The following is a 26,921-nucleotide window of genomic DNA, read 5'->3' as shown; positions in this document are numbered from 1 at the left end:
ATCAGCGAAGACATCAACTAAGGCGCCAGCGCCTTCGTCTCGCCGCCCAAGCGAATGATCGCCGCCTTGGCCCCCACGGCGCCCGGATAGCGGGGGTCGAGCTGCAGCGCCTGGCGATAGGCGGCCACCGCCTGTGGGTGCAAGCCTTGCTCCACATAAAACTCGGCCAGGCTATCCTGCAGATTCGCGTCGCGCGGATGCAGGCTGACGGCCGCCTGCAGCACGGCCATGCCTTGCGCCACGGCGCCGCTACCTTTCAAACGGTAGGCTTCCAGGTTCAGCGCCGCAGGACTGGCCGCGCCCAGCGGGTCGCGGTCCAGCGCCAGGCGCAGGGCGGCGAGGGCAGGCTCCGTCTTGCCGGCGCGCAGCAAGGTCAAGCCTTGCAACGCATGCGCGCGGTCGCTGAGCGGATACAGCTCCACGGCCAGGCGGCTGGCCGCCAGCGACGTATCCGCCTCGCCGCGCGCGGACGACGCTTGCGCCAGTTCCTGCAGTTCGGGCACGAAATCGGGATAGGCGCGCTGGCCGCGAAAGGCCGCGCGCAGCTGGCCATCGCGCGCGGCGATGGAGACGGACGCGGCCGGCCAGGCGATGGCGGCCGTTCGGTCCCAGCTGCTGGCCAGGGCCACGATGGCCTGTTCGAAGGCGGGGTCGAAGCGCGGCAAGGCACCGGCCTTTGTACCTTGCGACAACAGGATATAGTCGCGCGCAAATGCCAGCGCGCCGCCGCGCGAGTATTGATTCAGGTCGATGCCCGCCTCGCGCAGCTGCCTGGCCATGCTGGCGCCAGCCGTGAGAAACACGCGGCCGCCTGCGGGATGGCGGGCCGCATCGATATAAGCGCGCGCCGCCTTGGCGTCAGGCGCCAGGGCCTGGCGGTTGATTTGCGTAAATGCCTCGCGCGTGGTGGCGGCATCGGCATATGCTTGATCCGTGCGCTCGGCATACGCCCTGCCCTCCTCGAACAGGCCTTGCGCCACCCGGTAAGCGCGCTGCGCGCTGGCATCGGCGATATACGTGTTCAGCTGCCACGGTTCGCCCGTGACCACTTCGAACAGGCGCTGCACGAAGGCCTCGGGATTGACGCGCTCGAGATTGGCGGCGACGGCGATGGTGAGCTTGCGCGAAGGAAAGCTGTACAGGTAGGTGACGGTTTCCGGCTGCTGGCCACTGTGGGCAATGGCGTAGCGCCCGCCCGTCGGCAGGATTTCCCAGCCCATGCCGTAATTCGTCAAGCGGCCCGCGCGCGTGGCCATCGGCTGCACCATGGCGGCCACGCTGGCCGCCGACAGGATCTTGCCGTCGTGGACGCCCCGGCCGAAGGCCAGCATGTCGGGCACGCTGGCGCGCGTGCCGCCGGCAGAAAAGCGGCTGCTGATGTCGACGAATTCGGAATTCTTCAACTCCTTGCCGGCCAGCCGGTAGCCGCGCACGCGGTGCGCGATCACGGCGTCCGGGTCATCCAGCACGGTGGCGTCCATGCCCAGCGGCCCCCACACGTGGCGCCGCATGTAGCCGCCATAGCTTTCGCCCGAAGCGCCCTCGATGACGGCGCCCAGCAAGTTGTAGCCATAGCTGGTGTAGCGGAAGCGCGTGCCCGGTTCGGCGATCAGGTCGAACTGTTCGAAGACGGCGATGGACTGGCGCGTGTCCTTGTGTTCCTTGAAATGCTGTTCCACTTTGCTGTCGCGGTAGGCGTCGATGCCGCCCAGGTGGCCCAGCAGCTGGCGCACCGTCACGGGGAACGGCTTGACGGGGAAATACGGCACATAGGTTTGCACGGGTGCATCCAGGTCGATCTTGCCCTGTTCCACCAGTTGCAAGATGGCCACCGCCGTCATGGGCTTGGTGACGGACGCCAGCCGGTAGCTGGACTGGGCCGTGGCCGGCACGCGGTTTTCCAGATCGGCATAACCGTAACCCTTCACCCATTCCACGTCGCCCTGGCTGAAACCGACGGTCACGCCCGGAATGCGTTCCGCGCCCATGCGCCGGGTCGCCCAGCCATCGAAATCCGCCAGGCGCGCGGCCAGCCCAGCGGAGGGAACGGAGGCGGCTTGCGCCATGCCGCAGAACAGCGCCAGCGCGCCGGCGAAACCGTAGTATTTGCTGCTTTGCATAGTCATGATTCCATGGTGAGGGCCGTGTGCACAGCACGGCGCTGATGCATGGTAAATGTCTTTCACACACCGTTGGCGGGCCGTGCACGAAATGCACGCAGCCCGCACGAACGGCACCGGCGTTGATGAAAATGTTGCAAAGGGGTAGCAACGGGGTAGCACATGAGCAGCTACAATGCCCGCCATGCCCTGCTTCTTCCGCTCCCTGCTGCGGTACTGCCTTGCTTGCTGCCTGGCCGTGCCCTCTTTCGCCTGCGCCATGCATCCGCTCTGGCTGGACGAAGGCTGGCGCACCTGCGGCAACACCCCGTCCGCACCCGCCTCGCTGCAGCAGCTGGTCCGACCGGGCCTGTTGCTGTGCGTGGAGCGCGAGGTCACCCTGGCCGCCACGCCGTCGTCGACGCAGTTGCTGGTGCTGTCGGCGCTGGCTTCCAGCGAACTGTGGCTCGATGGTGTCTTGATCGGCAGCAATGGCCAGCCGGCCCGCCAGGCCAGCGGGGAACGCGCGGGCGACATCGATTTCGCCATCCACCTGACGCCACAACAATTGGCCATGGGCAAGCACGACCTGCGCCTGCTGCTGTCAACGCAGCACGTGCCGGCCCACCTGGCATCGCCATTTTATGCGCTGTACCTGGTCGACCGGCAAGACTACCGCGCGGGCCTGGCCTGGTACCGGCTGCCGCCACTGCTCCTGGCCGGGGCGCTGGGCGCCGTCGCAGCGCTCTTCCTGGCCCTCACGGCGCTGTACCAGCGGCAGCGTCACTGGGCCATGTTTGCCGCGCTGTGCCTGGTGGCGGCGCTGCTGGTGGTGGTGGAACTCTGGCGCAGCTTGACCGGCTATGCCTATCCCTGGCACATGCCGCGCCTGTATGCCGTCAGCGCCCTGACGTGGCTGTTTTCCGCCTTGCTGCCCCTGTATTTCTATACGGCTTACCGCCTGCCGCGCTGGCCGCTGGCGGCGGCGGTACTGCTGGCGGGCATCGCGCTGGCCGGCGCGCTGCACGTGCATTTCGACGCGCGCTGCTGGCTGATGTTCCTGACGGGCCTGGCGACGAGCCTGGCGCTCAACCTGGGCACCCTTTGGCGCCGCCTGCCGGGCAGCCGCGGCGGCACCTTGATCGCGCTGGCCTCGTGCGCGCTGTTCCTGCTGACGGGCAGCCAGTTTGCCGAAGGCGGCTTCGCCCTCGTCGTGTGCTTCCTGCTGCTGCCTTTATGCGCGCAATTGCTGGCGCAACTGCTGCGCGAGCGCAGCAAGGCGGCACGCGCCCAGCAGCTGGAAAACCAGCTCCTGCGTAAAAGCATGCAACCGCATTTCCTGATGAATTCCCTCAGTCTGATCAGCGAACTCAACGCACAATCGCCGCGGTTAGCCGAAACCTTCATCGAGGCGCTGGGCGCCGAGCTGCGCATGCTCAACGAATTCGCGCAGCAGCCCAGCATTGCCCTGACGCAGGAACTGGCCCTGTGCGAGAATTACTTGAGCATCATGGGCACGCGGCTGCAACAGCCGTGCAGCCTGCAACTCGATGGCGAGGCGGCAGGCATCACCGTGCCGCCCGCCATGTTGCTGACGGCACTGGAAAATGCGTTCAGCCACAACCGCTACCGCCACGGCGCCGTGTTTGTCCTGCGCATCGCACAACATGCGCAAACGCAGGTGCTTACCCTGCTCCTGCCCGCAGGCGAGGCGCGCCCGCACGCGGGCGGCGGCGTGGGCGAACAATACATCCGCGCCAGCCTGCAAGCCGTGTTTGGCGATATGGCCCGCTATGCGAGCGAACAGCAGCCAACGGGCTGGCGCCTCACCTTTACCTTGCCGGCGGCGCCATGAATGTCTTGATACTGGAAGATGAACCGCTGATTGCGCAGGGCCTCGAACGCGAGGTGCGCGCGCATTTCGGCGCGCGCCTAACGGCGCTGGCGCTGCATGACAATGTGCCGCAAGCCTTGGCCGCCCTGGCGCAGGAGCAGGGGCAGGACCGGATCGACTTGCTGCTGCTGGACTTGAACCTGCATGGCGCGGACGGCTATGACCTGCTGCGCCTGGCCCAAAATGCTTCGTTCCAGACCATCATCGTCTCGGCCCATGCGGAACGCTCGATCACGGCGTTCGAATTTGGCGTGCTCGACTTCGTCGCCAAGCCTTTCAGCCGCGAACGCCTGCACAAGGCGCTGCAACGCTATACGGGAAGGCACACGGAGACGGCCTCGCTGGCCGTCAAGAAGCGCGGTTCCCTGGAATGGATCGCCATGGCCGACATCGACCACGTGCAAGCCGACGGCCACTACAGCAATATCGTGCTGCGCAACGGCGAACAGTGTTTTCATGACTTGCCTATCGACAAGCTCATGGCCCTGCTGCCGCCCCACTTCCTGCGCGTGCACCGCTCCTACATCGTCAACAGCCTGGGTTTCAAGCGGCTGCAGATTGCGGCAGGCGGCAAATATGCGCTCGACACGCAGACCAGCACGGGCATCCCCGTGTCGCGCAGCAGCTATCCCGCACTGAAACAGCGGCTGCTGGGCTGATGTTGTTGAGTTAAAGCCAAACTTACCAGTGCGGCGCGTAGTTGGGGAACGGCGGGGCCATGTGCTCGGCTTCCACGGGCGGCGCCATCCAGTCGCGCGGGTCGACCTTGTAGTACTGCAAGAATTGCGCGTACAGCTCCTCGTGGTGCTCGGCCATCTGGTACGGCTTTTCAAAGAAGGTTTCCGTCGCCACGGCAAAGAATTCGGCGGGATTGGTGGCGCCGTAATGGTCCATCACGCTTTGCTGCTGGACCATGGCGTCATGGCGCAAGTTGTCGAAGTCGCGCGACAGCACGGTGGCCCAGCTGCGATAGCTCGACACGCTGGGCAGGTAGGGCGCGCCATTCGCGGCGCCCGATTCGCTGTCGAGCTGATGCGCAAACTCATGCAGCACGACATTGTGGCCATCGCTCCAGTCGGCCGCGCCCCGCTGCACGTGGTCCCAGGCCAGCACCACGCGGCCATCGCCCCAGGATTCGCCCAGCAAGCCATTCGCCGATGGCGTCACCACGCCGCCCGGCCCCACTTCATCGCGCGTGACGATAAATTCCGTGGGATACACGAGGATGGTGTCGAGTTCCGGATACACCTGCGTCTGGCGGTTCAGCAGCAGCAAGCAAGCCTGGCCGGCAATCGTATAGCGCATCTCGTCCGTGATCTCCAGGCCGCCGCAACCGACGAATTTCTTTTGATACAGGAATTGCACGACGAGACGGCGCAATTGCTCCTGCAGCGGCGCCGGCATATGCCGGTAGACGGGAATATTGTTTTCCAGCACAGCCAAGCCTTCTGCGGGCAAGGGTTTCGCCAGGGCCCGCTTCAAGCGCCAGCGGGGAAACCACAGTGAAAAGACGATGGCGGCCGTGACGAGGGCGATCCACAGCAGCGGATTCATGCGGCGGCCCGTTTCAGGCAAGGCAGGGGCGGACACGATAACAAGGCGGCGTAGGCAGACAAGGACAAGCTCCTTCGAATGAACCCCGCATCGGGACGGGCGGGCAGTCCAGCCCACATGGGGTTGATTAACATCTTTTCAATCCGCCAAGATCAAAGGGCCGGCTCCAACGCCAAAAGCCGGGTTGCAACCCGGCTTTCGACATGCATATGAGAATCAAAACCACAAGCATTACGCCCGCCAGCCGCCAGGCGGCAGTTCAGGCGCAATATTGTTTACTCCGCAGCCTTTTGCTGTGGTGCGCCAAACAGGGCGGCAACCAGGGGATCGCGCGTCACGGGACCGCGGTTGACGCGGATGGCGTAATGCGTGTCATCGGCCAGGATGTGGAAGTGACGGCCGCTGCCTGCCATGCTTTGCTCGCGCAGGCCTGGACGGTCCTTGCGCGGTGGCGCGCCTTCGCGTTTTGGCTGAACGATGGCGGCCAGGAAGGCGCGCACGCGCTCAGGATCCGGCGTCAGCTGGTACACTGCCTTGCCCAGGTAGGTGGCGGTGCCTTCGATGTAGCGGGCCAGTTCGATCACGCCCGCTTCGCGCAGGTCGCGGATGTATTTGCGGGCGCCCGATGGCGAAAACTTGAGGAACCACGCGATTTCGTCGGCCAGCATCTCGTGCAGCGACAATTCGCCGATCAGCTTTTGCATGTTTTCAATGCGGCGCAGGGTGGCCGACGTCGAACGCACGCGCTCGATCGGTGCCATGGAAATGGGATTCATGCGTTCCGGGGGGACGGGTGCTGCGCGTTCTACCATTTGCGAGCCTTTTTCGGGGCTACGAAGTTCCTGGTGCGCTGCCTTTAATTCGCTCTTCACGTGAGACTGAGTCATTGCATGCATTTGAATACTCCTTTTAAACGATTGCCGGTAGCCCGGATTGTTAAGTTCTTGGCAATTTTTATACCAGAACACCACGAATCCTGAGCGTCTGGACACAGAATGCCTGTGCCGGCGGCTACGGTCTGTGCGTTAACGAACATTAGAAGCAAGAAAGTGAAAAATATTGCCCTACTGAATTCTTTCTCTCATGGCATTTCAAAAAAACATCTAAAAACTGGGCACTCCCGCTCTGTGCTCCCATTCATGGCACAAAGTGAAATAGCGAACAGAAGCGGAACCACCATTGCAATAAATTCAAGCTTCGCACGCGGCGCCCGCCGCCCGCATCGCGCACCTTCGACTCTTGCAAAGGAAATATCATGAAAATACCTGCCCTGTTGGCCGCCGCCTTGCTTGTCAGCCTGTCCGCCTGTAAAAAACCGGCCGAGCCGCCCCTGCCCGAAACGGCACCCAATCCCGCTTCCACCCCGCAAGTGATGCCGGCACCTGTCATGCCAGCCACGCCGGAGACGGGTCCAGGCAGCACGACGCCGCCTGCGCCGCTGACCGACCCGGCCACCGCGCCCGCGCTGCCGCCCGCCACGGCGCCGAAGTAAAGCCTGAAGACGAGGCCGCCGGACGGCGATCGATCAGGCGCCCGCGCGGCGCCGCCCCTACTCCACGGGGGAGTTACGCGTTGCCAGCCTGTCTGCAACGCGTTTTTTTACGATTGGAGTCGGCTACGCCATGAAGGTTCACCTGCAATGAGCCCGCAAGCGGACATCGGACCCGTCCGCCAAAAATGCGGCAATCCGCACAGCCTTTCCCCTCCCCGTGCGGAAAGGCGGAATATCGCCATTTCCCATTTTCAATAGATCCAAATTAAACCTTTATAAACAATCACTTGCAATAAACGTCAAAATGCGCTCCACTGGCACGGAAGATGCTTTTATATTTTCATAACCGCCATCAGAGCGGCAGCCTGACCCACTATATAAAACCATCTACCTTTTGGAGACAACAGCATGGCACGCACCTTCCGCATCTCGTCCTTCCTGAACACCAAGGCACTGGCCGTCGCCGTCGCACTGGCCGCGCAATTCCCGCTGGCCGTCCACGCAGCCGATACCGTACGCCTGGGCAACCTGAAATTCGCCCATTACGGCGCCGTCGCCTACATGAAGGAAATCGCGCCGAAATACGACCTGAAAATTGAAGAACGCATCTTCGCCAAGGGCCTCGACATCGTGCCGGCCATGATCGCCGGCGAAATCGACGTGTCCGCCAGCGCGCTGGAAGCGGCCATCACGGGCCGCGCCACGGGCTTGCCCGTGTACCTGGTGGGCGGCTTCGCCAAGGGCGGCGTGCAGATCGTCGGCCGTCCCGACCTGAACATCAAGGGCATAGCCGACCTGAAAGGCAAGAAAGTCGGCGTCACGCGCGGCGGCCCGCAGGAAATCCTGCTGTTTGCCGAACTGACCAAGGCCAAGCTGACCTGGTCCGACAAGCCGGGCAAGGACGTGCAGATCCTGTACATGGGCTACCCTGACTTGAACCAGGCGCTCCTGACCAAGGATATCGACGTCATGAGCCAGTCCGAGCCGTACTCGACGCAGGCAATCCACAAGAAATACGGCGCGGCTATCCTCAAGCCTTACGACACGCCGCTGGGCGAACCCGTGCGCGCGCTGGTGATGACGGAAAAGATGTACAAAGAGAAACCTGCCGTGGCCCAGCGCTTCATGGATTGCTTCGTCGCTGCCACGCGCGCCTTCCTGGCCGACCCGAAACTGGCGGAAAAATACGTGCGCGAATCGATGTTCAAGAACCAGATCACCACCGAGGATTACCGCGATGCCATCGACAATGCCATCTTCACGGAAGACATCACGCAAAGCCACGTGCAGCTGACCACCGACTACATGGTGAAATTCGGCGTGGGCCGCATGGCCAAAGCGCCTGTCGCCAAGGATTGGGTCAAGCTGGACCTGCTGGAAAAAGCCAAGAAGTCCTACGCACCTCGCTAATCTGAAAGTGTCACGATGAATATTCAAATGATGAAACGCTTCGCGCACGGCGCCGCCGTGCCCGTCGCCGTGCTGCTGTTGTGGCAAGCCATGTCGACGTTTGGCTGGATCAACCCGCAGATCCTGCCGTCGCCCGTCGCCGTGGTGGTGAAATGGTATGAATACCTGATCCCCATGGAAGCCTACACGCCCGAAGCGGGTAATTACCTGGTGTGGATGTTCTCCGGCGAACTGCCGCACGATGCCTGGGCCAGCCTGTCGCGCGTGCTGGGCGGCTTTGCCATCGGCGCCGGCCTGGCCTTGCCGCTGGGCCTGCTGATGGGCACCAACAAGACCATCTATAAACTGTTCGACCCGCTGGTGCAGGTGCTGCGCCCGATTCCACCGATCGCCTACATTCCGCTGGCGATCCTGTGGTTCGGCCTGGGCAACCCGCCCGCCTTCTTCCTGATCAGCATCGGTTCCTTCTTCCCCGTGCTGATGAATACCATCGCCGGCGTGCGCCAGGTCGACGGCATCTACATCCGTGCCGCGCGCAACCTGGGCGCCAGCCAGATGACCATGTTCCGCCGCGTCATCCTGCCGGCGGCCACGCCGTATATCCTGGCCGGCGCGCGCATCGGCATGGGCACGGCCTTCATCGTCGTGATCGTGGCCGAGATGATCGCCGTGAATAGCGGCCTCGGCTTCCGCATCCTGGAAGCGCGCGAGTACTTCTGGTCCGACAAGATTATCGCCGGCATGTTCACCATCGGCCTGTTCGGCCTGGCCATCGATATCGCCATGAATGCCCTGAATAATCATTTGCTGCAGTGGCACCGCGGCCTGGAACACTAAGAGGAACGGCCATGACCACGATCAATATCAACGCAGTCAATAAAATCTTCACCACGGGCGGCGCGGACGTCATCGCCCTGAAGGATATCAACTTGGAAATCGCCAGCGGCGAGTTCATCTGCCTGCTGGGCCCCTCCGGCTGCGGCAAGTCGACACTGTTGAACGCCATCGCCGGCTTTTCGCAGCCGACCTCGGGCCAGATCCTGGCCGGCGGCAAGCTGATCACCGAACCCGGTCCCGACCGCGGCATGGTGTTCCAGGAATACGCGCTGTTCCCCTGGATGACTATCGAAAGTAATATCGCTTTCGGCCTGGAAATCGCCGGCAAGACGTCGGCCGAAATCAAGGAACGGGTCGACATGCTGCTGAGCATGCTGGGCTTGACGGAATTCCGTGCCCGCTACCCGAAAGACTTGTCGGGCGGCATGCGCCAGCGCGTGGCGATTGCCCGCGTGCTGGCCCTCGATTCGCCGATCATGCTGATGGATGAACCGTTCGGCGCGCTGGACGCCTTGACGCGGCGCAACCTGCAAGATGAATTGCTGAAAATCTGGAAAGTCTTCGGCACCACCATCGTCTTCGTGACCCACTCGATCGAGGAATCGATCTACCTGGCCGACCGCACCATCGTCATGACCTACCGTCCCGGCACCATCAAGCGCGACGTGGCCATCGACCTGCCCCGCCCGCGCGACCCGAGCGACCCCGAGTTCAACCGCTTGAAACGCATGCTGGGCGAGATGGTGATGGAAGAGCAACAGCGCCATCACAACGCGGAAACCATGGCAAGTACGGCAGACTGATAGTATGTCTGATTAGTTAGCACCGGGGCAGTGCCGTCTGGCCTGCCCCATCAACCCGACACACGGAGCACCATGGCATTCGGCAAATGGCCCCTGAGACCCGCGCTCGCCCCCCTGCTGGCCGTGGGCTCGCTGGTCGTGCTGACGTGGGCGTCGTATGCCTGGGTCAAGCAGCGCCAGCTCGATGAATTGCACCGCACCCTCGATTCGCGCGCGGAACTGTATGCGGCGTCCATCGGCGGCGCCCTCAACAAGTACGAATTCCTGCCCCTGGCCGTGGCCCAGAGCGATGCCGTCGCGCAATTGCTGGAACAGCCCAGCGCCGACAAGGTCACGCAGATCAACGCCTACCTGGTCGACATGAACCGCCGCGCGGGCGCCTTTGCCGTCTACGTGCTCGACGACAAGGGCACGACCCTGGCGTCGAGCAACTGGCAAGACCGCAGCTCCTACGTGGGCGTCAACTACGGTTTCCGGCCCTACTTCAAGGATGCGTTCGCGGGCGGCATCGGCCGCTTCTACGGCATCGGCGCCTCGACCTTCGAAGCCGGCTATTTCATTTCGCAGCCCGTGCAGCGCAACGGGCGCATCATCGGCATCGTCGCCGCCAAGGTCAACCTGGACTGGATCGAGCAATCGTGGCGCACGCCCGGCGCGGGCGAACAGATCTGGGTCAAGGATGCGAATGGCGTGCTGATCCTGGCGACCACACCCGCGTTCAAGTTCAAGACCCTGGCCCCGCTGTCTGCGGACGCCAAGAAAGACATCAGCGAACAGCGCCAGTTCTTGCAAGAAAACCTGCCCATCCTGCCGCACCGCGTGCGGCGCCAGTTTGCCGATGGCGCCAGCGTGATGACATTGGAACGTCCGCAGACGGGCGACACGCCTGCCCTGTCCGGCAGCGCAGACTACCTGGCCGTGAACCGCTCCCTGGGTCCGCTGCAATGGCAGATCACCGTGCTGGCCGAGCTCGACCAGGTCGACGAGGCGGCGCGCAATGCAGCCATCGCCGCCGCGCTGGGCTGGGCCTTGCTGCTGCTGGCCCTGATGTATGCGCGCCAGCGCCGGCGCCGCATCGCCGACAAGCTCAATGCGCAACAAACCCTGGCGCGCGCCTATGAACAGCTGGAAATCAAGGTCGAACAGCGCACGGCCGACCTGGTCCATGCGAATGGCCGCCTGCAGGCCGAGGTGGCCGAGCGCGAACGGGCCGAGCAAACCCTGCGCTATGCCCAGGCGGAACTAGTACAAAGCGGCAAGCTGGCGGCCATCGGCCAGATGGCGGCCGGCGTCACGCACGAACTGAACCAGCCGCTGGCCGCCCTGCAAACGTTTTCCGACAATGCCAAGGTGTTCCTGGCGCGCGGGCGCATCGATGATGCGCTCGACAACCTGTCGACCATATCCGACCTCGTCAAGCGGCTCGGCTATGTGACGTCGCAACTGAAAGGCTTTGCCCGGCGCAGCGACGATGCCCGCAAACCCGTCAGCGTGCGCCAGGCGTTTGCGCAAACCATGCTGCAAATCCGCACGCGCAAGCATTCGCAGCGCCTGACCCTGCATGAAAGCTGGCTTGAGGACGACATCATCGTGCTGTGCAACGCCATCGGCCTGGAACAGGTGTTTACCAACCTGATCACGAACGCCATGGATGCCGTGCCGGAAAGCGAGCCCGTGCACATCTGGTTCCAGGTGCGCCGCGAAGGCGACCTTGCCGTGCTGCATATCACCGATAATGGTCCCGGCATCCCGCTCGCTTCGCTCGACAAGATCTTCGACCCCTTCTATACCACCAAGGAACACGGGCTGGGCTTGGGATTATCGATCAGCGCAGGCATACTGCGCGCGGCCGGCAGCGCCCTGGCCGTGCGCAACCGCAGCGCGCAGGAAGGGGGCGGCGCACAATTTACCATCACCCTGAGCTGCGCCCCGGGGGAAAAGAATAAAGAGACAGAGGAAACACCCGATGCACGAGAATAATTTTGAAGGCATGCAAGTGCTGCTGGTGGAAGACGACGCCGTCGTGCGCAAGGGCGCCCGGCAATCGCTGGAGCTGGCCGGCTTGCAAGTGACGGCCGTCGCCACGGCCGAGGAAGCGCTGCCCTACCTGGTGCCCGAATTTGCCGGCATTTTATTGAGCGATATCAAACTGCCAGGCATGGATGGCTTGAAACTGCTTGATATCGCCGTGGCGCAGGATGCCAGCCTGCCCGTCATCCTCGTCACGGGCCACGGCGACGTGTCGATGGCCGTGGGCGCCATGCGCCGTGGCGCCTACGATTTCATCGAAAAACCGTTTTCCGCCGACTTGCTGGTGGAAGTGTGCCGCCGCGCGCTCGACAAGCGCCACCTGGTGCTGGAAAACATGAACTTGCGCCGCCAGCTCGAGCAGCGGGTCGGCATCGAGGCGCGCATCGTGGGCCGCAGTGCGGCCATGGCCAAGGTGCGCCAGCTGGTGCTGAACCTGGCGCCGAAATCGGCCGACATCATCATCCTCGGCGAAACGGGCACCGGCAAAGAACTGATCGCCCGCTGCCTGCACGACTTCAGCGAACGGCGCGACCATCCGTTCGTCGCCATCAACTGCGGCGCCCTGCCCGAATCGATCTTCGAATCGGAGCTGTTCGGCCATGAGGAAGGGGCGTTTACGGGCGCGCAGCGCCAGCGCATCGGCAAGATCGAATATGCGAACGGCGGTACCCTGTTTCTCGATGAAATCGAAAGCATGCCGCTGGCCCTGCAAGTGAAACTGCTGCGCGTGCTGCAGGAACGCCAGGTGGAACGGCTCGGTTCCAATAAACTCATTTCCGTCAATTTCCGCGTCATCGCCGCCGCCAAGGAGGATTTGAATGTCCTGGCGGAACAAGGGAAATTCCGTCCCGACCTGTATTACCGCCTGAACGTGGCCAGCCTGACCCTGCCCGCCCTGCGCAACCGGCGCGAGGATATCCCGCTGCTGTTCGAGTTTTTCGTGCTGCAGGCAGCCCTGCGCTACGGCCAGCCGGCTGCCCTCGTCAGCGGCGAACTGATCTCCTCGCTGATGGCGCAGCGCTGGGCCGGCAATGTGCGCGAGCTGCACAATGTGGCGGACCGCTTCGTGCTGGGCTTGCTGGACGACACCCTGAGCCCGGCCGGCTGCCGCGAAGCCTCGCTGGCCGAGCAAGTCGACACGTTCGAGATTTCCATCATCGAAGAAGCCTTGCGCCGCCACAACGGCAACGTCATCGACGCGGCTGCCAGCCTGAATATTCCAAAGAAAACCCTGTACGACAAGCTCAAGCGCTTCGATATCTCAACGGAACAATTCCGATAATCAGTAGCAAGTAGCCGACACAGCCATGAGGCGGCGTCCTACCCGTGCCGCCGGTATCCTGTGTGAGAATGCAAGCTCTTCCTCATTTCTGCACAGGACACTGCCATGAAAACCGCCGCTCTCTTGCTGGCCGCCACCCTGATGACCGTCGGCGGCGCCTGGGTGCAAGCCCAGTCGACGACGAATCTGAACCAGACGGGCAACCACACCAACAATCCCAACGATCCAGGCCAGAAATCAGACCAGTCCGACAAGCTCGACAATAAAGGCAAGCCGATCCACGACGCCAAGCCCGCCAAGACGCGCACGGACAAACGCACGCGGCGCGGCAAGCCCGTGGCCGCGCCGGACACCCCGGCCGCCAGCGGACCGGCCACCGCGCCGGCCCGCTAAATCCCGCATCCAGCGCTGCGCCACATTGCTCCAAGGCACGTTATCATCGCGCCTTTGCAATATATTCAGGATGACAATGAAAGCAGCATGGTGTGGAATAGTGGCGGCCAGCGTATTCGCGGCCGCGAGCGTGCAGGCGGCGCCCACGGTGGGCGAATGCATGGAGCTGACGACAGGCATCAAGTTCAGCAAGAACAATGGCGATGCGCAAGTCAACGTCGAGGAAACCTTCGAAGGCAAGAAACAAAAGGGTACGCAACTGATCCTCGACGGCGGCGTCTTGCTGGCCACGTCTTACCAGGACATCCGCGATGGCCAGGTATTCCTGACGGGCGCGGTCCATTACAATGAGGACGGCACCTTGCGCAGCAAGAACGTCTACACGCCGCAGTCCGCCATCCCCGCCACCATGCGCCCCGGCCAGGAAGTGCGCGTGCAGTTCACGGACACGCGAACGGACACCCACTATCCGCTGGCGGGCCTGTCCGACAAGATCACCACCTCCACGCGCACCGACAAACGCGATTTCTCCATCACCTTCCTGGGCTGGGAGCGCCTGGAACTGGCCGGCCGCCGCTTCCCCGATGCCTGCAAGTTCGAACTGCGCGACGTCGGTGGCAAGAGCAAAGGCAAGAGCGGCGAATACGTGTGGTACGCGCAAGGCTACGGCGTGATCATGACGGACAAGCTGGACAAGGATGGCGACGTGCAGCCCGCGTATCGCATCGCGCTGACGAAGATCATCAGTGCGCCGTAAGGCCCCCTTCTTTTCCGCAATGCTTGCGTAAACGCAATTAATCCGCCATCCCGCCCCTCTACACTGGCCTGTCTGGTCAGCATGGAGCGGCGATGGCGTATCCCAAACTTCCCTACACCAGCGGCAAGAATACCGCCCTGCTCCATTGCGGCCGCCTCAACGACGCCATCGTGCGCATCCGCCCTGAGCTGCCGGGCAACGTCATCGTCATCCATGGCGTCAACGACGTGGGTACGAGTTTCAGTGCCGTGGAAAAAGGACTCTGCCAGGGACTCGATGCGCGCATGTATGGCGGCGGCCACGTGTTCACCCCAGCCACCTATCGCCTGCCGCAGGAGTCCGACAAGCGTGAAACCATAGCCGACCCGGACGACGTGTATTTCAAGCGCAAGCCGGATGACGCGACGTACAGCCCCGTCATCCCGTTCTACTGGGGCTTTCGCGAACGCAGCAACGCCAGCAAAATGGTCAACGGCCAGAATACGGACCGCTATGGCAACCGCCTGGACAAGGACATGTCGAAGAACGGCGGCCCGTTCGGCAATGCCACCAATACCCTGCCCGACATGTGGAACAAGGGATTATTCTCTCCATACGACGTGGGCGGCGACCCCGTGCGTCCGCTGATGACGGCGCCGGGCCGCATGTACATGGTGCTGGCCGCCAAACGCCTGGCAGCGCTCATCGCCATGATCCGCGACTACGACAGCAATGACGTGGTGTCCATCGTCGCGCACAGCCAGGGCTGTCTGATCTCGCTGCTGGCACAGGCCTTTCTGCTCGACGAAGGCAAGCGGCCGGCCGACACGCTGATCCTTACGCATCCGCCCTACAGCCTGGTGGAAGACACGACCATGTTTTTCGGCGCGGCGGAAACCAGCCGCATCTTCGGTGGCGGCCGGGATGCGGCGATGGAAGACCAGTACGACGCCATCAGCAATCGCCAGACCCTGCATGCGCGCCTGCAAACGCTGGTGCAGATCGTGCAGGGCGTGGTGGCAAAAAAGCACGCCACGCCAGCCTTTGCGCAGATCAAGGACCACGCCGTCTGCCATGGGATGGCGGGCGCGGCATGGCGCGCGGAAGCGGACCGCGACAACCGGGGCAAGGTCTACCTGTACTTTTGTCCCGAAGACATGACGGTGGCGCTGGACAATATGCAAGGCATCGGCTGGCAGGGGATACCCGACCACATCGACGGGCATGGCCTGTCAAAGACCAGGGGCAAGACGGACAAAAGCATCTGGGGCGATGGCCCCACCTATTGGGAAAAGGAATTCCAGCGCCGCCAGCCGCTGGTGGAACTGGGTAAAGGATTTTACCAGCGCATCTTTACCAACAAGCAACGCCTGGATGCCACTGGCAAGAACAGCGGGCCGGTGCTGGTGGGCCTGCCGCCGCACGACTTCGCCCTGCGCGTGGAGGGTGAGGATGACCATGCCCATGTGGCGGGCGCCAACCGGGGTCATCGGGGCAACCATGCCGAGACACAATGGCCGCCCGTCAAACCCGCAAAATGGAATATCTTTTCAACGGAAGCTGGACGGCGCGAAGGCTTGCGCACGATCAATGGCGAAGCACTGCGCGCTCCCAGGGCGCCCGTGCTGGACGGTGGCGAGATCCGCCCTGGTAAGTTCCCGAGGGATTCCGACCAGGCCAGGCTGCCGCGCGACCAGCAAGGACCGTGCGAGGAGGTCGACCCGATCGATGCGGCCATCGCGGTAACCAGCAAGCAAGGTTTGCGCATGCGCAGGCAGGAAATCATCGCCGATCCCCGGCCACTCAAGCATCGTATTCCCGAATACGGCGCCGGCATATTCGGCGCGGGCGAGCGCGAGCAAGTGGAAAAGGCCCTGAACCTGGGCAAGGAAGCGGGCGACCAATGCAAGCTCGACCGCGTCTCGCGCCACCCGGGCGGTGGCGACAGGCTGCGCGTGGACCGCGAAGAAACCCCGAACGAGGCGCGCCAGCGCTGGCAGAACGAGGTCAGCCCCAAATCCTTCCACGGCGCCATCATCGGCAACGCGGAAAACCACCGCAACGTGACGGCGTATGACGTGGCTATTGGCGGGGGCAAGGCGAGCAGCGATCCACGGTTTTACCAGTATTTGTGTGCGGTGGCGGATTGGCGGCTAAAAACGAATGACAACATACCGCGTCCATCGATATTGAAGTGGGATACTTTTGCGAAAAAATTTGCAATCTATTTAGCTGCTGAGCCGGCGTCGCGTAAGGCTATCATCAAGGGCAATGCGGACTATTACAGCTCGGGAGAACTCCCCGCGTGTGTCCCCGCATTGCATGCTGGCCTGCCGTCCACCGTCGTGTGCGAAATAGTCAACGGCAGGCGCACTGAATCGGTCATCTCTCCTGTCGTTTATAAAGCCAGCGACGACATCCCAAAATGAAAAACCCATTTCCACGCTTGCGATATCCGCTCGGTGCAGCCTTCATCGCGCTGGCACTGCTTGGATCCTTGTTGATCAGCCCATCACCCTTCTTACTGGAGCCTACGATGAGCAGCAATATATGGAAGCACCTGCAATGGCTGTTGCTGATCCCGCCCATCGTCGCGGCCACATTACTCGGTTCGCGCTGGCTGCACTCGTCGAAGCCCGTGGCAGCCGCAAAGCCGCAAGTGCAGCAGGCTGCGCCCAGCGAACAGGAAAAGCGCGAATATATCCTGGAAGTCATCGGTCTCGGCGTCACCCTGGACAAGTATCGCCAGGGCAAGCTGTGGGAAGCGCTGCAGCAGGGTAACGCCTATGCCAGCATCCGTGAACAAGATAGGAAGAAATATCCATGGAGTAGCCTGGACAAAGCTGGCACCAGTGGGGGACGTGCAGGTGACTCCCTGGAAAATGGCGCACTGAACACGCCGATGTATTTTGCCGTGCCCATATTTAACGCCGAAGGTCCCATTGCCGATCCGGCGCTGCAAGATACTCCACATTCCCCCATCATGGGCCTGGCGGGCAGCGCCTCCTCCTCCGGCATGCACTGGCATTTGTTTGTGGCAGGGGCGCGACGCTTCGACGAGCACCCCGAGCATATTCTGGAAGATGTTTTCGCATTTTTCGATGCGAATCCCGACGTGCCATACATCATCCTGAATTCGCATGATGGCATAGAGTCACGCGATATTAATCGCCTTCCCACAACACCTGAACTGCTCAAGGACGGCTATTACATCCCCGAAATGCCCGACGCCTCGGCCCTGTTCGTACTGGCCCGGCGCGAACGCATCGATGCCGTGCGAAAGTTCGCCTACGACGATGCACCGCCCGAGGATAGCGTCGATGACTTGAATACCTACGGCGTGGCGCGGCGCCTGTATCTGGCCTACTATGACTTGATGGGCACCGTGCCCCAGGAGCGTCTGGAAAGCGATCCGGCAGCCACCACCCGGCGCCAGCCCACGATCGCCGAATGGCTCCCCGTCGCCGCGCAATTTGCGCAGCGCTCCGACATCCGCGGCACGGGCAGCTTCAGCATGCTCGACAAGCTCCAGCACAAGACCTATCACCCACCGAAAGACTGGCAACCCACGCCCTGGTTTCCCTTGCCGTTCAACAAGGAGCAACTGGCGCAGCTGGACCGCCTGCCCACCTTCGGCTTCATCCACAGGCCCACGTTCGTCAGGATGCTCGACAAGGATGGCAAACCCTTGACGCGCAAGGACCAGCGCGAACAGGCATTGCAGGCGGGCTGGCAGGAAGCCTTGCGCAGCTTGCCGGAAGCCGAGCGTCCCGCCGCACCGGCACGCCTGGTCGCCGCCACGGGCGGCAATCAGGCGCAGCTGGTGGCGCTGCACAAGACCTTGCTGAAACATGCGGAAGATGGCGGCACGGAACTCGACAGCGGCAACACGGCGCAGTGGATCGACACGGATCAGCGACTGGGCAACACGGGCGCGGCCTCCCTGTTCGTGCAGATGGCCATCGGCGTGATGGGCAGCTACCGCGATGGGGGGATCAGCGCCGTGGTAAACCTGCGCAATCCGGACGAAGCGACCATCGTGCTGGTCAGCCCGCCATCGGAAGAAAAACGCCGCACGCAAAAGCATCCGCACGGCGGCGATGTATTGCGGCACTACGTCACGCCAGCCATCGACCCGGCGAATTATCCATCGAACTGATTATTTGCCCTGTGCGGCAAGCTGCGCCAGCGCATTGCCCCGCACCTGGAACGCCACCTGCGCCACCGTCTTGCCGGCGCCGTCGACGAGCGCCAGCGCATGCTTGCCCGGCACGGGGCGCCAGCTGATGCTGTCAAGCGCCGCGCCCATGTCCTTGCCATCGAGCACCCAGCGCAAGGCGTGGCTGCCCTGGGCCTGGAAAAACACGCGCTGCAAGGCGGGCGGGATGTCGGGATCGATGGCGAGGATGCTGTCCTCGGCCGGATACACGATGGCGGGTGGCTTCACGGTGTCGCCCAATACGGCGATGACGGGGCTTTCCGTGCCTGCGATAAACCATTCGCGGCGCGGCGATTCCAGTGCGGGCTGGTACGCCACCATCTGCTGCAATACGCCGGGCGGCGCTTTCGGCGCATGGCTGGGCACGTTCTTGTGCAGGTAATCCATCACGTCGCGCCACACGGGCGCGGCGCCCGTCACGCCCGACACGTCCCACATGGGCTTGCCGTCGAAGTTGCCCACCCACACGCCCACCGTGTAGCGCGCCGAGTAGCCCATGCACCAGTTGTCGCGCATGTCCTTGCTCGTGCCCGTCTTGACGGCGCTCCAGAAATTCGTCCCCAGCTCGTTGCGCAAGCCAAAGGTCATGCTGCGCGCGGCGCGGTCGGCCAGGATGTCGCCGACGATGAAGGCAGCGCCCGGCTCCATCACGCGGCGCCGGTCCTTGCCCGCATGGCCCGGCTGCAGGCTGGCCGTGCTGTACAGCCCGCCATTGGCCAGCGCGCGGTAGGCGTTGGCCAGTTCCAGCAGGCTTACTTCGGACGAACCCAGCGCCAGCGAGGGGCCGTAGTATTCGGCCGGTTCCGTCAGGCTGGACAGGCCCACGTCCTTGAGGCGGTTATAAAAGCCATCCTGCCCCGTCAGCAACACCGTGCGCACGGCGGGAATGTTGAGGGAACTGGCCAGGCTGGTGCGGGCGCTGACATACCCTTTGAAATTGCGGTCATAGTTTTGCGGCGCATACATGCCGGACGCCGTGGCGACGTCCAGCGGCGAGTCGTCCATGACGGACGCGGCCGTCATCAGCCGGCGCTCGATGGCCAGTTCATACAAGAACGGTTTCAAGGTGGAACCGGCCTGGCGCAGGGCCGCCACACCATCGACATGGCTGCCGCCCGCATTGCCTACATAGGCGAGAATGTCGCCGCTGCGGTTGTCGAGCACGATGATGGCGCCATCGTTGACATTGCGCTCGCGCAAGGACGCCAGTTGCTGGCGCAGGTTTTCCTGCGCAAAACGCTGCAAGGGGCCGTCCAGGGTGCTGGCGACTTGCGCGCCCGGCTGTTTCAACAGTTGCTGCGCCACTTGCGGCGCCGGCGCCAGCTCCGCATACAGGGCGTTACGCTGCAAGGCCGTCTGCACGCGCTGGCCGATCAGCTGGCAACTGCTGTCCATGCGCCATTCCTTCGCCAGCGCACAGGCGCGGCGCGTGACGGCGGCCGGCGGCGCATTCGGCGCCCGCACGAGGCTGGCCAAAATGATGCCGTCCGTCTGGTTCAGGCCCGACGGCGCCTTGCCGAACAGGCTGTACGAGGCGGAGGCGATGCCCTGCAATTCGCCACGGAACGATACGAGGTTCAAATACGCTTCGAAAATCTGCGCCTTGCTCCAGCTATCCTCGATAGCCTGGGCCGCACGCATCTGGTCCCATTTCTGGCGCAGGCTGCGTCCGCCCGAAGACGCCTGCAAGTCCGCGTCCAGCTGGCCTGCCAGTTGCATGGTGATGGTCGAAGCACCCCGAGGTTTCTTGGAAAACAGATTGTCCCAGGCGGCCGTGGCCAGCGCGGACACATCCACGCCGCCATGCCGCATGAAGCGCTGGTCTTCCGCCAGCAGCACGGCCTGCTGCACGGCGGGAGAGATGTCGGCCAGCGGCACCCACGGCAAGCGGCGCACCTTCATGTCCACGCGCAAGGATTGCAGCGGCGCGCCGCTGCGGTCCAGCAGCTGCGCTTCCGAACTGCGGTACGCGGCCTGCACCTGGGCCGGCGTCAATATCGCTTCAGCGAAGACCGGGCCGGCCAGCAAGCCGCCCATCAGTAAAACAAACCCTTTCACTGCGCCACCTTCACATTCGCGTTCGGCGACTCGCCAAACATCTCGGGCGAATACATGGCTTCGATGCGCGTGGCCGGCAGGCTGAAATCCCCTGCATTGTTCAGGCGCACCGTGTATTCCACGCTCCAGTTACCCTTTGGCACGAAGGCGTAATACGCGCGGAAAGCGTCGAACGCCCGCTCTTCGAACGTGGGCCAGACCCAGCCCGTGGATTTTTCGCCCGCCGTGAGCAGCTGCGAATCGCGCCCCAGGCCATTGCCCAGCACCGTGGCGCTGGCGGGAATCGGGTCGTCGACCACCACCCAGCTCATGTCCGCCTGCGCGGACAGGTCCAGGCGCACGCGGTAGACGTCGCCGCGCGACCAGGCGCCCGCCGTCTTCTGTTCCACCGGCAAAATGGTTTTCTTGATCGTGTAGCCGCTGGAGACGGGCGCCTTGAGCGGGATGGCCGCCAGGCTTTGCACGGTGGCCCAAGGCTTGCCCGTGCCGCTGTGCGCCAGGCCCAGGGTGTCCGTGCCCTTCGGCCACGCTTGCAGCACGGGGCCGACCTTCGCCGCGCCATTCCACACGAGCGCTTGCGTATCGCTGCCCAGCTTGACGGCGCTGGCGCCCGTCACGGGCGTGGCTTCGAACTTGGCCGAGAACTTGGCGATCGCCAGGGTGCCCCAGGCGTTGGCCACCGTCGTATCCCAGCGGCCCTTCTTCTGGCGGCCCATGCTGCCGCGCACAAGACGGCCGATGTCGTCCTTCCACGCCGGATTGTCCATCACGGCCAGCAGCAGCCGGTTGGCATTGACGTCGCCGGAGACCATCAGCCACCACCAGTTATCCTTGCGCTCGGTGGAAAAGCCCATGGTCGTGCCCTGGAAATTCAGTCGCGCGCGCAATATCTGCTGCGCCTCGGCCAGCAGAACATCGCGGCGCGCCAGGCTTGGCGTGCGTTGCAGCAACAAGCTCCAGTCGATGACGGCGGACGTCGGCCACAGGTTCGGGCTGATGCTGATGCTTTCCAGCGCATCGGGCGGCACCTTGTTCGAACGCGACAGCGCTTCCAGCGCGGCCAGCTTGCGCACGGCCAGGTCGGTCGTATCCAGCGCGGAACGGCGCACGATGCGGCCCTGCACGAAGGCCGTCAAGGCTGCTTCCATGCGGTTCTTCGTCTGTTCGGGAATCGCATAGCCCGCCTCTTTCGTTGCCGACAGCACATACGCTGTCAGGCTGTCACTGCCCTGCTCCATGATGGGGAAGTATTTCAGCAGGCCGTCGCTGTCCAGGTAGGCGGGCAGGCTGGCGGCCAGCTTGTTCCACGCATCCTGGTCTTGCAGGGCGATGGCCTTCGACGTGTTTTGCTCGAAGCACGTGTACGGATAGGCCGCCATGTACTCGCGCACGCCGGGCAGCTCGCTGCCCAGCCTGGCGACAAAGCTGGTCTGGATGCCGCCCCGGCCCGGCAAGGCGCCGGCCGGCATCTGCACGGACATATTGATGGGCTTGTCGATCTGCTGCAAGGTGGCTTGATACGTGCGCACGGGCGTGGCCTGGCCCACCTTTTGCGTGATTTTGAGTTTATCGGTATGGCTGCCCGCCTTGGCGACTATCTCCCACACAATGCTGGTCGCGCCGAGCGGCGCCTGGTAATCCCAGCCCGTTTCGCGCGCTTCGCCCGCCGCCAGGGTCAAGCTCTGGCGCGGCAAGGCTTTGCCGGCCGCGCTGGCGTTGAGGTCCACGCTCAAGGATGCGGCCGAGGTGTTGCGCACGGTAAATCCCGCGCGCAACTGGTCGCCTTCGCGCACGAGGGTCGGCAAGCCCGACATCAGGATCAAGTCTTGCGAGCTGCGGATATCCGTACTGCCCGTGCCAAACAATTCCTTGCCGGCGCTGGCGATGGCGACGATGCGAAACGCCGTCAGCGAGTCGTTCAGCGGCACTTGCACCGTCGCTTCGCCCTTGGCGTCGAGCTTGACTGTGCCCTTCCAGAACAGCAGGGTGTCGAACAGCTCGCGGCTGGCCCCCTTGCCACCGCCACCGCCGGCCGGGAAAGCCTTGCGGCCGAAGTGACGCTTGCCGATCACCTGCATCTGCGCCGTCGCCGTTTCCACCTGCAGGCTGCGCTGCGCCATCATGGTGTCGAGCAACTTCCAGCTATCGTTGGGCATCAGTTCCAGCAAGCCCGTGTCGACGGCTGCCAGCGCCACTTCGGCGCCAGCCGGCAGCGGTTTGCCATCGGCGCGGCGCACGCGCACGGACACTTCCGCCTTGTCGCGTGTTTTATATACTTCCTTGTCGGACACCACCATGACGTTCAGTTCATGCGCCTGCCAACCCACGTTCAGCGGTGCAATGCCCATCTTGTAGGCGGGCTTGCCCAGGTCGACCAGGGCCGTCGGCTGCACGCCATCGACCCTGCCCCGCACGACAAACACGGAGACATACACATTCGGTGCATAGTTCGGTTTGACCGGGATAGTCACCACCGGTTCCCGCCCATTGAGCTGGCGCACATAGGTGTCGAGGATGCCTTCGCGCTCGACCGTGATCAGGGCCGTGCCCGAGCGGAAGGGCATGCGCACTTGCAGGCTCGCTTCCTGGCCCGGTTCATAGCGTTTCTTTTCCGGCAAGACGTCGATGCGGTCATTGTCGCTGGCGTTGAACCACCAGTCGCCGCTGCCGGCCACCCAGGTTTCGCGGTTGGCCACCGCCGCGTTGCCGGACGTATCCTGTGTGCTGGCGCGCAAAATCAGATTGCCGCTGGCGGGCGCCTTCACGTCGCACATCAACAGGCCCTTGGCGTCCGTCTTGCCCGAGCATGCCGGGCCCAGCCTGACCACTTCGCTGCTGTTTTCATATGCATAGAAGCCCCCGATCAGGCGCCGGCGGTGCGAATAGCTGTTGCGCTGGAAAAAGTCGACGGCGACCGGGGCGTTCGCCACCGGCTTGCCATTGGTACCGAGCACGGCCACCGTGAATTTGAAGGCATCCTTGCTCAAGGCCCAGGCATCGGGCTTGATGCCGATCACGACGTTCGATGGCCACAGCGGCACTCTTGTCGCCACGGAGGCCGTCTCGCCATTCGCATCCTGGAAAGCCATTTCCGCCACCAGGTCGTGCGGCGTGGACAGCTGCGGCAGCTGGTCGATGACGATGCGCGCGCCGCCCGCCTTGTCCAGGGTCAAGCTTTGCGTGCGCGCGGCCGCCGCGCCGGCGCCGGCCGCGCCATGGCCCTCGTCCTGCCACTCGCCTTCATCGTCGTCGTAACCTGTGCCCTGCTTGACGAGCCCTTCCTTCACGTCGCCATTGCTGAAGCTGTATTCGGGATAGTCGGCAAAGGAAACACTCTTGTCTTGCAGCACCGTGCGCAGCTTGACGGGCGCATTCGTGGCGGCGCCGCCGGCCAGATACGTGATTTGCGCATCGAGGGCCAGCTGCTTCGCCTGCACGGCGGGCGCCTTCGGTCCCTGCAGCACGGCCTTCATGGTCGGCACGCGGAACGCTTCCACACGGAAACTGCCGGACGGGCGGCCCGCCATCGTCACGCTGTATTCGCCCTGCTTGGCGTCGGCGGGAATGAGCCAGTCGCTTTCCGCCGTGCCGCTGGCGGACCAGCGCAGGGGCAACTGGTAGTTCTGGTCGCTGCCCAGGTGCGTGATGACGATGGAGGTGGCGCTGCCGGGGCCGTTGTTCTTGTCGACCAGGCTCATGCCTTCGCCCGTGTGCTTGCGGATGAAATGCTTCATGTGCACGGTTTCGCCGGCGCGCAGCAAGGTGCGGTCGAATACCGTGGCCAGCAAGGTGTTGTCGGCGCGCGTGTCGTCCGTGGGCAAATTGAAACGCCAGGCTTCGATGCCGCCCACCCAGTCCGACAGGGTGAACGTCATGTCGCCGCCGCTGCGCGCACTGATAAAGTAGCGGCCATTGTTCTTGCACGAGGAATTGGCCAGCTCGCCGGGGATGTGCGCCACGCCGTCCGCGCCCGTGGCGCCTTGCCACAGCAGCTTGCCGGCGCAGTCGCGCACGGCCACTTGCGCCTTCGCGACAGGCGCGCCCTTGTCCAGCGACGTCACCCACACGAGCGACGATTGCGCGCCATGCTTGAAGTGGGCCGCCAGATTCGTCACCAGCGCGGCCGTGCGGATATAGGCCGCCGTCGGTTTGCCCAGCAAGGCCTTGCCGAGGATGGGGCTGGCCAGCTCGACCACATAAAAGCCCGGTTTCTGCAGCGGGATGCCGATCACTTCAAAGGTTTTCTTGCCGTCCGGACGAGGCAAGCTGATGGGGCGCGTGCCGGCAGCGTCGGCCAGCACGGATTTACTCATGTTGCCCGCATATTGCGCATATGGCTGCCAGTATTCGCCCCCATCGCCATTGCCGGCCAGGCGCCGCATCCACTCGATGATGAACTTGTCGTCATTGTCAGGCACGCGCAAGGTGGCGCCCGTGGCGGCAGCGGATGGCTGGGCGACCTCCTTGCCGGAGAGCACAGGCTCGATATTGCGCACGGTGACGGGCAGCAAGCCATCGCCCTTGGCTTCGATGATGCCGAACGGGGCCGGGAACTTCAGCAGCGGCGGGTGTTCGCCCGTGCGCACCGTCATGGGGAAGCGCGCGCGGTTGAGCAAGGCGCGGCCCGCGTCATCCGTCAGCTTCGGCGGCAGGGCCAGCACGAAACTGGCCTGCACGGGAAACGGGCCATTGAAGGTGGCGCCATACAGGAATTCCGCCTTTTCTTCTTCTTTTGCAATCGTCGGCGCATACGTCTTGCCGCCGCCTTTCAGGGTCATGGCGCGTACCTGCGCCGCGCTCACGGGCGCGGAAAACTGCACGCGCATGGGCAGGAAGGGAATGCACTGTTCCTTCGGATTGCTGCGCTCGCAGCTGAACTTGGCCGTGAAATCGGGACGCGTCTTGAACTGCAGCGTTTGCGCCTTGTCCGTGGCGATGCCGCTGGCGCTGGCGATGCCCTCGCCCCACACGAGCGACACCTTGGCGTTGGCGGGAAAACTGCGCTTGCATTGCAACACGGTCACAGGCAGCGGCGGCGCACCCTTGCTGGCGACGGGCATGCCCACTTTCCACAGCGTGCCCCGCTTCTTGAAATACACGGTCAGGTAGCGGTCGAGAAAACTCTTGCGCAGGGTCAGTACCTGCTCCAGTTCCTTGCCCACAAGCTGCCGCACGGGAATCTTTTCATTGATGCCATCGGCGCGGCAATACGCGTTGGCGGCCACGCTGGCGTCGTTCGGCACGGCGTCGAGGCCCAGCACGAATATCTGGTTTTCATCGATATACGGCTGGCCGTCATACGGCACGGCCTCGACGATGGCCGGGCCGCCCGTGGAAAAGCGGTAGGCGCTAGTGCCCTGCAAGGGCTTGCCTGCCTGGTCCTTCAGCCCCGCTTTCAAGCTAAAACTGCACGCCACGCCGGCCGGCAAGTCGCGCTCGAAATCGTAGTTCCAGTTGCGCTCGTCGGCCCAGCGCCCCGCGCCCGCCACGACGGCAGGTTCGGCCTTGCCGCAATCGATGGCGAACGGCGCGGGCAAGCCCATGTCGCCGAACGGCACCATCGGCGTGGAGAACTGGGCCCGTACCTGGCGCACGGCCTTGACCGTGCCGCTCGGTGAAAACAGGGACACGCCGCTGTCTGCCCAGGCCGGCATAGCCATGCCCAGCGACAGCAGCACAGCCAGCAGACCCAGCGGGGCCAATTTGCCGGACAGCGGGGAAGAAACAGCACGGGGGTGGTCAGGCACGGGTAACTCCTTGATGAAAAGTGGCGGAGCTGACTGCGGCGCACGATAGTTGCCCGAGAGAAGCCCGGAAAAACAACAGAACGCGGCAGGAATACAACATCAATGTAATATTAGTTATCAAGCTCATCATTGTTGCTAATATACAGTGGCATGCTGGTAACAAGTCGTACGATTGCCTCCAGTTACGGCGCCAGGATATGGCCGTGATTGCAAAATTTTCCGGAGGCGAATTAGTTTTTTTCAACACCGAAGTAGTTGTCGTGAATCTGCAACACCATTGATATACAACAATGCTTTGTGCGCTAACGCACCGACCACGTGAACCTGCAACCGTATTCTCTACTCCAACAGCAGTGCATTTATCGC

General features: G+C 63.4%; 17 protein-coding genes. 12 read left to right on the top strand and 5 right to left on the bottom strand.

Annotated elements, in window-relative coordinates:
• Window positions 1-17 precede the first annotated feature (17 nt).
• On the bottom strand, window positions 18-2,120 hold the full coding sequence (locus O3297_RS01290) for a serine hydrolase (RefSeq protein ID WP_305047534.1): 2,103 nt from the start codon (window positions 2,118-2,120) through the stop codon (window positions 18-20).
• Between the two features lie 259 nt (window positions 2,121-2,379).
• Between O3297_RS01290 and O3297_RS01285 the strand changes: the two genes are divergently transcribed.
• Complete coding sequence (locus O3297_RS01285; protein WP_305047533.1) at window positions 2,380-3,954, top strand: histidine kinase; 1,575 nt, start codon at window positions 2,380-2,382, stop codon at window positions 3,952-3,954.
• A complete protein-coding gene (locus tag O3297_RS01280) occupies window positions 3,951-4,652 on the top strand; it encodes a LytTR family DNA-binding domain-containing protein (RefSeq protein ID WP_070255054.1) in 702 nt (233 codons plus the stop codon). Before O3297_RS01285 ends, O3297_RS01280 begins: the two co-directional genes overlap by 4 nt.
• A gap of 22 nt (window positions 4,653-4,674) precedes the next feature.
• Here O3297_RS01280 and O3297_RS01275 read toward each other — a convergent pair whose 3' ends face one another.
• Both O3297_RS01275 and O3297_RS01270 read right to left on the bottom strand, forming a co-directional pair.
• Window positions 4,675-5,547: a zinc-dependent peptidase gene (locus tag O3297_RS01275; protein WP_034786297.1), complete on the bottom strand. Its 873-nt coding sequence runs from the start codon at window positions 5,545-5,547 to the stop codon at window positions 4,675-4,677.
• A 275-nt stretch (window positions 5,548-5,822) separates the two neighbouring features.
• Window positions 5,823-6,323 carry a winged helix-turn-helix domain-containing protein gene (locus O3297_RS01270; RefSeq protein ID WP_010396453.1) on the bottom strand — a complete coding sequence of 167 codons (501 nt, stop codon included), beginning with the start codon at window positions 6,321-6,323 and terminating at the stop codon, window positions 5,823-5,825.
• 479 nt (window positions 6,324-6,802) lie between these two features.
• Here O3297_RS01270 and O3297_RS01265 point away from each other — a divergent pair, with 479 nt between their 5' ends.
• The 10 genes from O3297_RS01265 (at window position 6,803) to O3297_RS01220 (ending at window position 18,690) form a co-directional block, all read left to right on the top strand.
• On the top strand, window positions 6,803-7,039 hold the full coding sequence (locus O3297_RS01265; protein ID WP_070255060.1) for a hypothetical protein: 237 nt from the start codon (window positions 6,803-6,805) through the stop codon (window positions 7,037-7,039).
• Between the two features lie 408 nt (window positions 7,040-7,447).
• Window positions 7,448-8,449 (top strand): ABC transporter substrate-binding protein, encoded by a 1,002-nt coding sequence (locus tag O3297_RS01260; RefSeq protein WP_070278606.1) that lies wholly within the window; start codon window positions 7,448-7,450, stop codon window positions 8,447-8,449.
• A gap of 27 nt (window positions 8,450-8,476) precedes the next feature.
• Complete coding sequence (locus tag O3297_RS01255) at window positions 8,477-9,286, top strand: ABC transporter permease (RefSeq protein WP_370385376.1); 810 nt, start codon at window positions 8,477-8,479, stop codon at window positions 9,284-9,286.
• A gap of 11 nt (window positions 9,287-9,297) precedes the next feature.
• On the top strand, window positions 9,298-10,089 hold the full coding sequence (locus O3297_RS01250) for an ABC transporter ATP-binding protein (protein ID WP_305047532.1): 792 nt from the start codon (window positions 9,298-9,300) through the stop codon (window positions 10,087-10,089).
• A gap of 72 nt (window positions 10,090-10,161) precedes the next feature.
• Entirely contained in the window at window positions 10,162-12,069 is a 1,908-nt protein-coding gene (locus O3297_RS01245) for an ATP-binding protein (RefSeq protein WP_305047531.1), read from the top strand.
• Window positions 12,056-13,402 carry a sigma-54 dependent transcriptional regulator gene (locus O3297_RS01240; protein ID WP_070278602.1) on the top strand — a complete coding sequence of 449 codons (1,347 nt, stop codon included), beginning with the start codon at window positions 12,056-12,058 and terminating at the stop codon, window positions 13,400-13,402. The genes O3297_RS01245 and O3297_RS01240 overlap by 14 nt, the downstream gene beginning before the upstream one ends.
• 105 nt (window positions 13,403-13,507) lie before the next feature.
• Entirely contained in the window at window positions 13,508-13,795 is a 288-nt protein-coding gene (locus O3297_RS01235; protein ID WP_305047530.1) for a hypothetical protein, read from the top strand.
• A 76-nt stretch (window positions 13,796-13,871) separates the two neighbouring features.
• Complete coding sequence (locus tag O3297_RS01230) at window positions 13,872-14,552, top strand: hypothetical protein (RefSeq protein WP_305047529.1); 681 nt, start codon at window positions 13,872-13,874, stop codon at window positions 14,550-14,552.
• Window positions 14,553-14,644: 92 nt separating this feature from the next.
• The gene (locus tag O3297_RS01225; RefSeq protein ID WP_305047528.1) at window positions 14,645-16,960 is read left to right on the top strand and encodes a DUF3274 domain-containing protein; all 2,316 of its coding nucleotides are present in this window, start codon (window positions 14,645-14,647) and stop codon (window positions 16,958-16,960) included.
• Between the two features lie 107 nt (window positions 16,961-17,067).
• Entirely contained in the window at window positions 17,068-18,690 is a 1,623-nt protein-coding gene (locus O3297_RS01220; protein WP_305047527.1) for a DUF2875 family protein, read from the top strand.
• On the opposite strand, the gene pbpC is transcribed toward O3297_RS01220, so the two are convergent.
• Window positions 18,691-20,787, bottom strand: a complete 2,097-nt coding sequence (pbpC, locus tag O3297_RS01215) for a penicillin-binding protein 1C (protein WP_305049581.1) — start codon at window positions 20,785-20,787, stop codon at window positions 18,691-18,693. It lies immediately after the preceding gene.
• 17 nt (window positions 20,788-20,804) lie between these two features.
• Window positions 20,805-26,555: an alpha-2-macroglobulin gene (locus tag O3297_RS01210; RefSeq protein WP_305047526.1), complete on the bottom strand. Its 5,751-nt coding sequence runs from the start codon at window positions 26,553-26,555 to the stop codon at window positions 20,805-20,807.
• Window positions 26,556-26,921: the final 366 nt, after the last annotated feature.

This window comes from Janthinobacterium sp. SUN128, assembly GCF_030587275.1.
Taxonomy (GTDB): domain Bacteria; phylum Pseudomonadota; class Gammaproteobacteria; order Burkholderiales; family Burkholderiaceae_D; genus Janthinobacterium; species Janthinobacterium lividum.
This window is presented reverse-complemented; position numbering and strand designations above follow the sequence as displayed.

What these genes read in the sequence shown, in the direction of transcription:
- O3297_RS01290 (WP_305047534.1), bottom strand. Translation starts at nt 2,120, where the DNA reads ATGCAAAGCAGCAAATACTACGGTTTCGCCGGCGCGCTGGCGCTGTTC.
- O3297_RS01285 (WP_305047533.1), top strand. Translation starts at nt 2,380, where the DNA reads ATGCATCCGCTCTGGCTGGACGAAGGCTGGCGCACCTGCGGCAACACC.
- O3297_RS01280 (WP_070255054.1), top strand. Translation starts at nt 3,951, where the DNA reads ATGAATGTCTTGATACTGGAAGATGAACCGCTGATTGCGCAGGGCCTC.
- O3297_RS01275 (WP_034786297.1), bottom strand. Translation starts at nt 5,547, where the DNA reads ATGAATCCGCTGCTGTGGATCGCCCTCGTCACGGCCGCCATCGTCTTT.
- O3297_RS01270 (WP_010396453.1), bottom strand. Translation starts at nt 6,323, where the DNA reads ATGAATCCCATTTCCATGGCACCGATCGAGCGCGTGCGTTCGACGTCG.
- O3297_RS01265 (WP_070255060.1), top strand. Translation starts at nt 6,803, where the DNA reads ATGAAAATACCTGCCCTGTTGGCCGCCGCCTTGCTTGTCAGCCTGTCC.
- O3297_RS01260 (WP_070278606.1), top strand. Translation starts at nt 7,448, where the DNA reads ATGGCACGCACCTTCCGCATCTCGTCCTTCCTGAACACCAAGGCACTG.
- O3297_RS01255 (WP_370385376.1), top strand. Translation starts at nt 8,477, where the DNA reads ATGATGAAACGCTTCGCGCACGGCGCCGCCGTGCCCGTCGCCGTGCTG.
- O3297_RS01250 (WP_305047532.1), top strand. Translation starts at nt 9,298, where the DNA reads ATGACCACGATCAATATCAACGCAGTCAATAAAATCTTCACCACGGGC.
- O3297_RS01245 (WP_305047531.1), top strand. Translation starts at nt 10,162, where the DNA reads ATGGCATTCGGCAAATGGCCCCTGAGACCCGCGCTCGCCCCCCTGCTG.
- O3297_RS01240 (WP_070278602.1), top strand. Translation starts at nt 12,056, where the DNA reads ATGCACGAGAATAATTTTGAAGGCATGCAAGTGCTGCTGGTGGAAGAC.
- O3297_RS01235 (WP_305047530.1), top strand. Translation starts at nt 13,508, where the DNA reads ATGAAAACCGCCGCTCTCTTGCTGGCCGCCACCCTGATGACCGTCGGC.
- O3297_RS01230 (WP_305047529.1), top strand. Translation starts at nt 13,872, where the DNA reads ATGAAAGCAGCATGGTGTGGAATAGTGGCGGCCAGCGTATTCGCGGCC.
- O3297_RS01225 (WP_305047528.1), top strand. Translation starts at nt 14,645, where the DNA reads ATGGCGTATCCCAAACTTCCCTACACCAGCGGCAAGAATACCGCCCTG.
- O3297_RS01220 (WP_305047527.1), top strand. Translation starts at nt 17,068, where the DNA reads ATGAGCAGCAATATATGGAAGCACCTGCAATGGCTGTTGCTGATCCCG.
- pbpC (WP_305049581.1), bottom strand. Translation starts at nt 20,787, where the DNA reads ATGGGCGGCTTGCTGGCCGGCCCGGTCTTCGCTGAAGCGATATTGACG.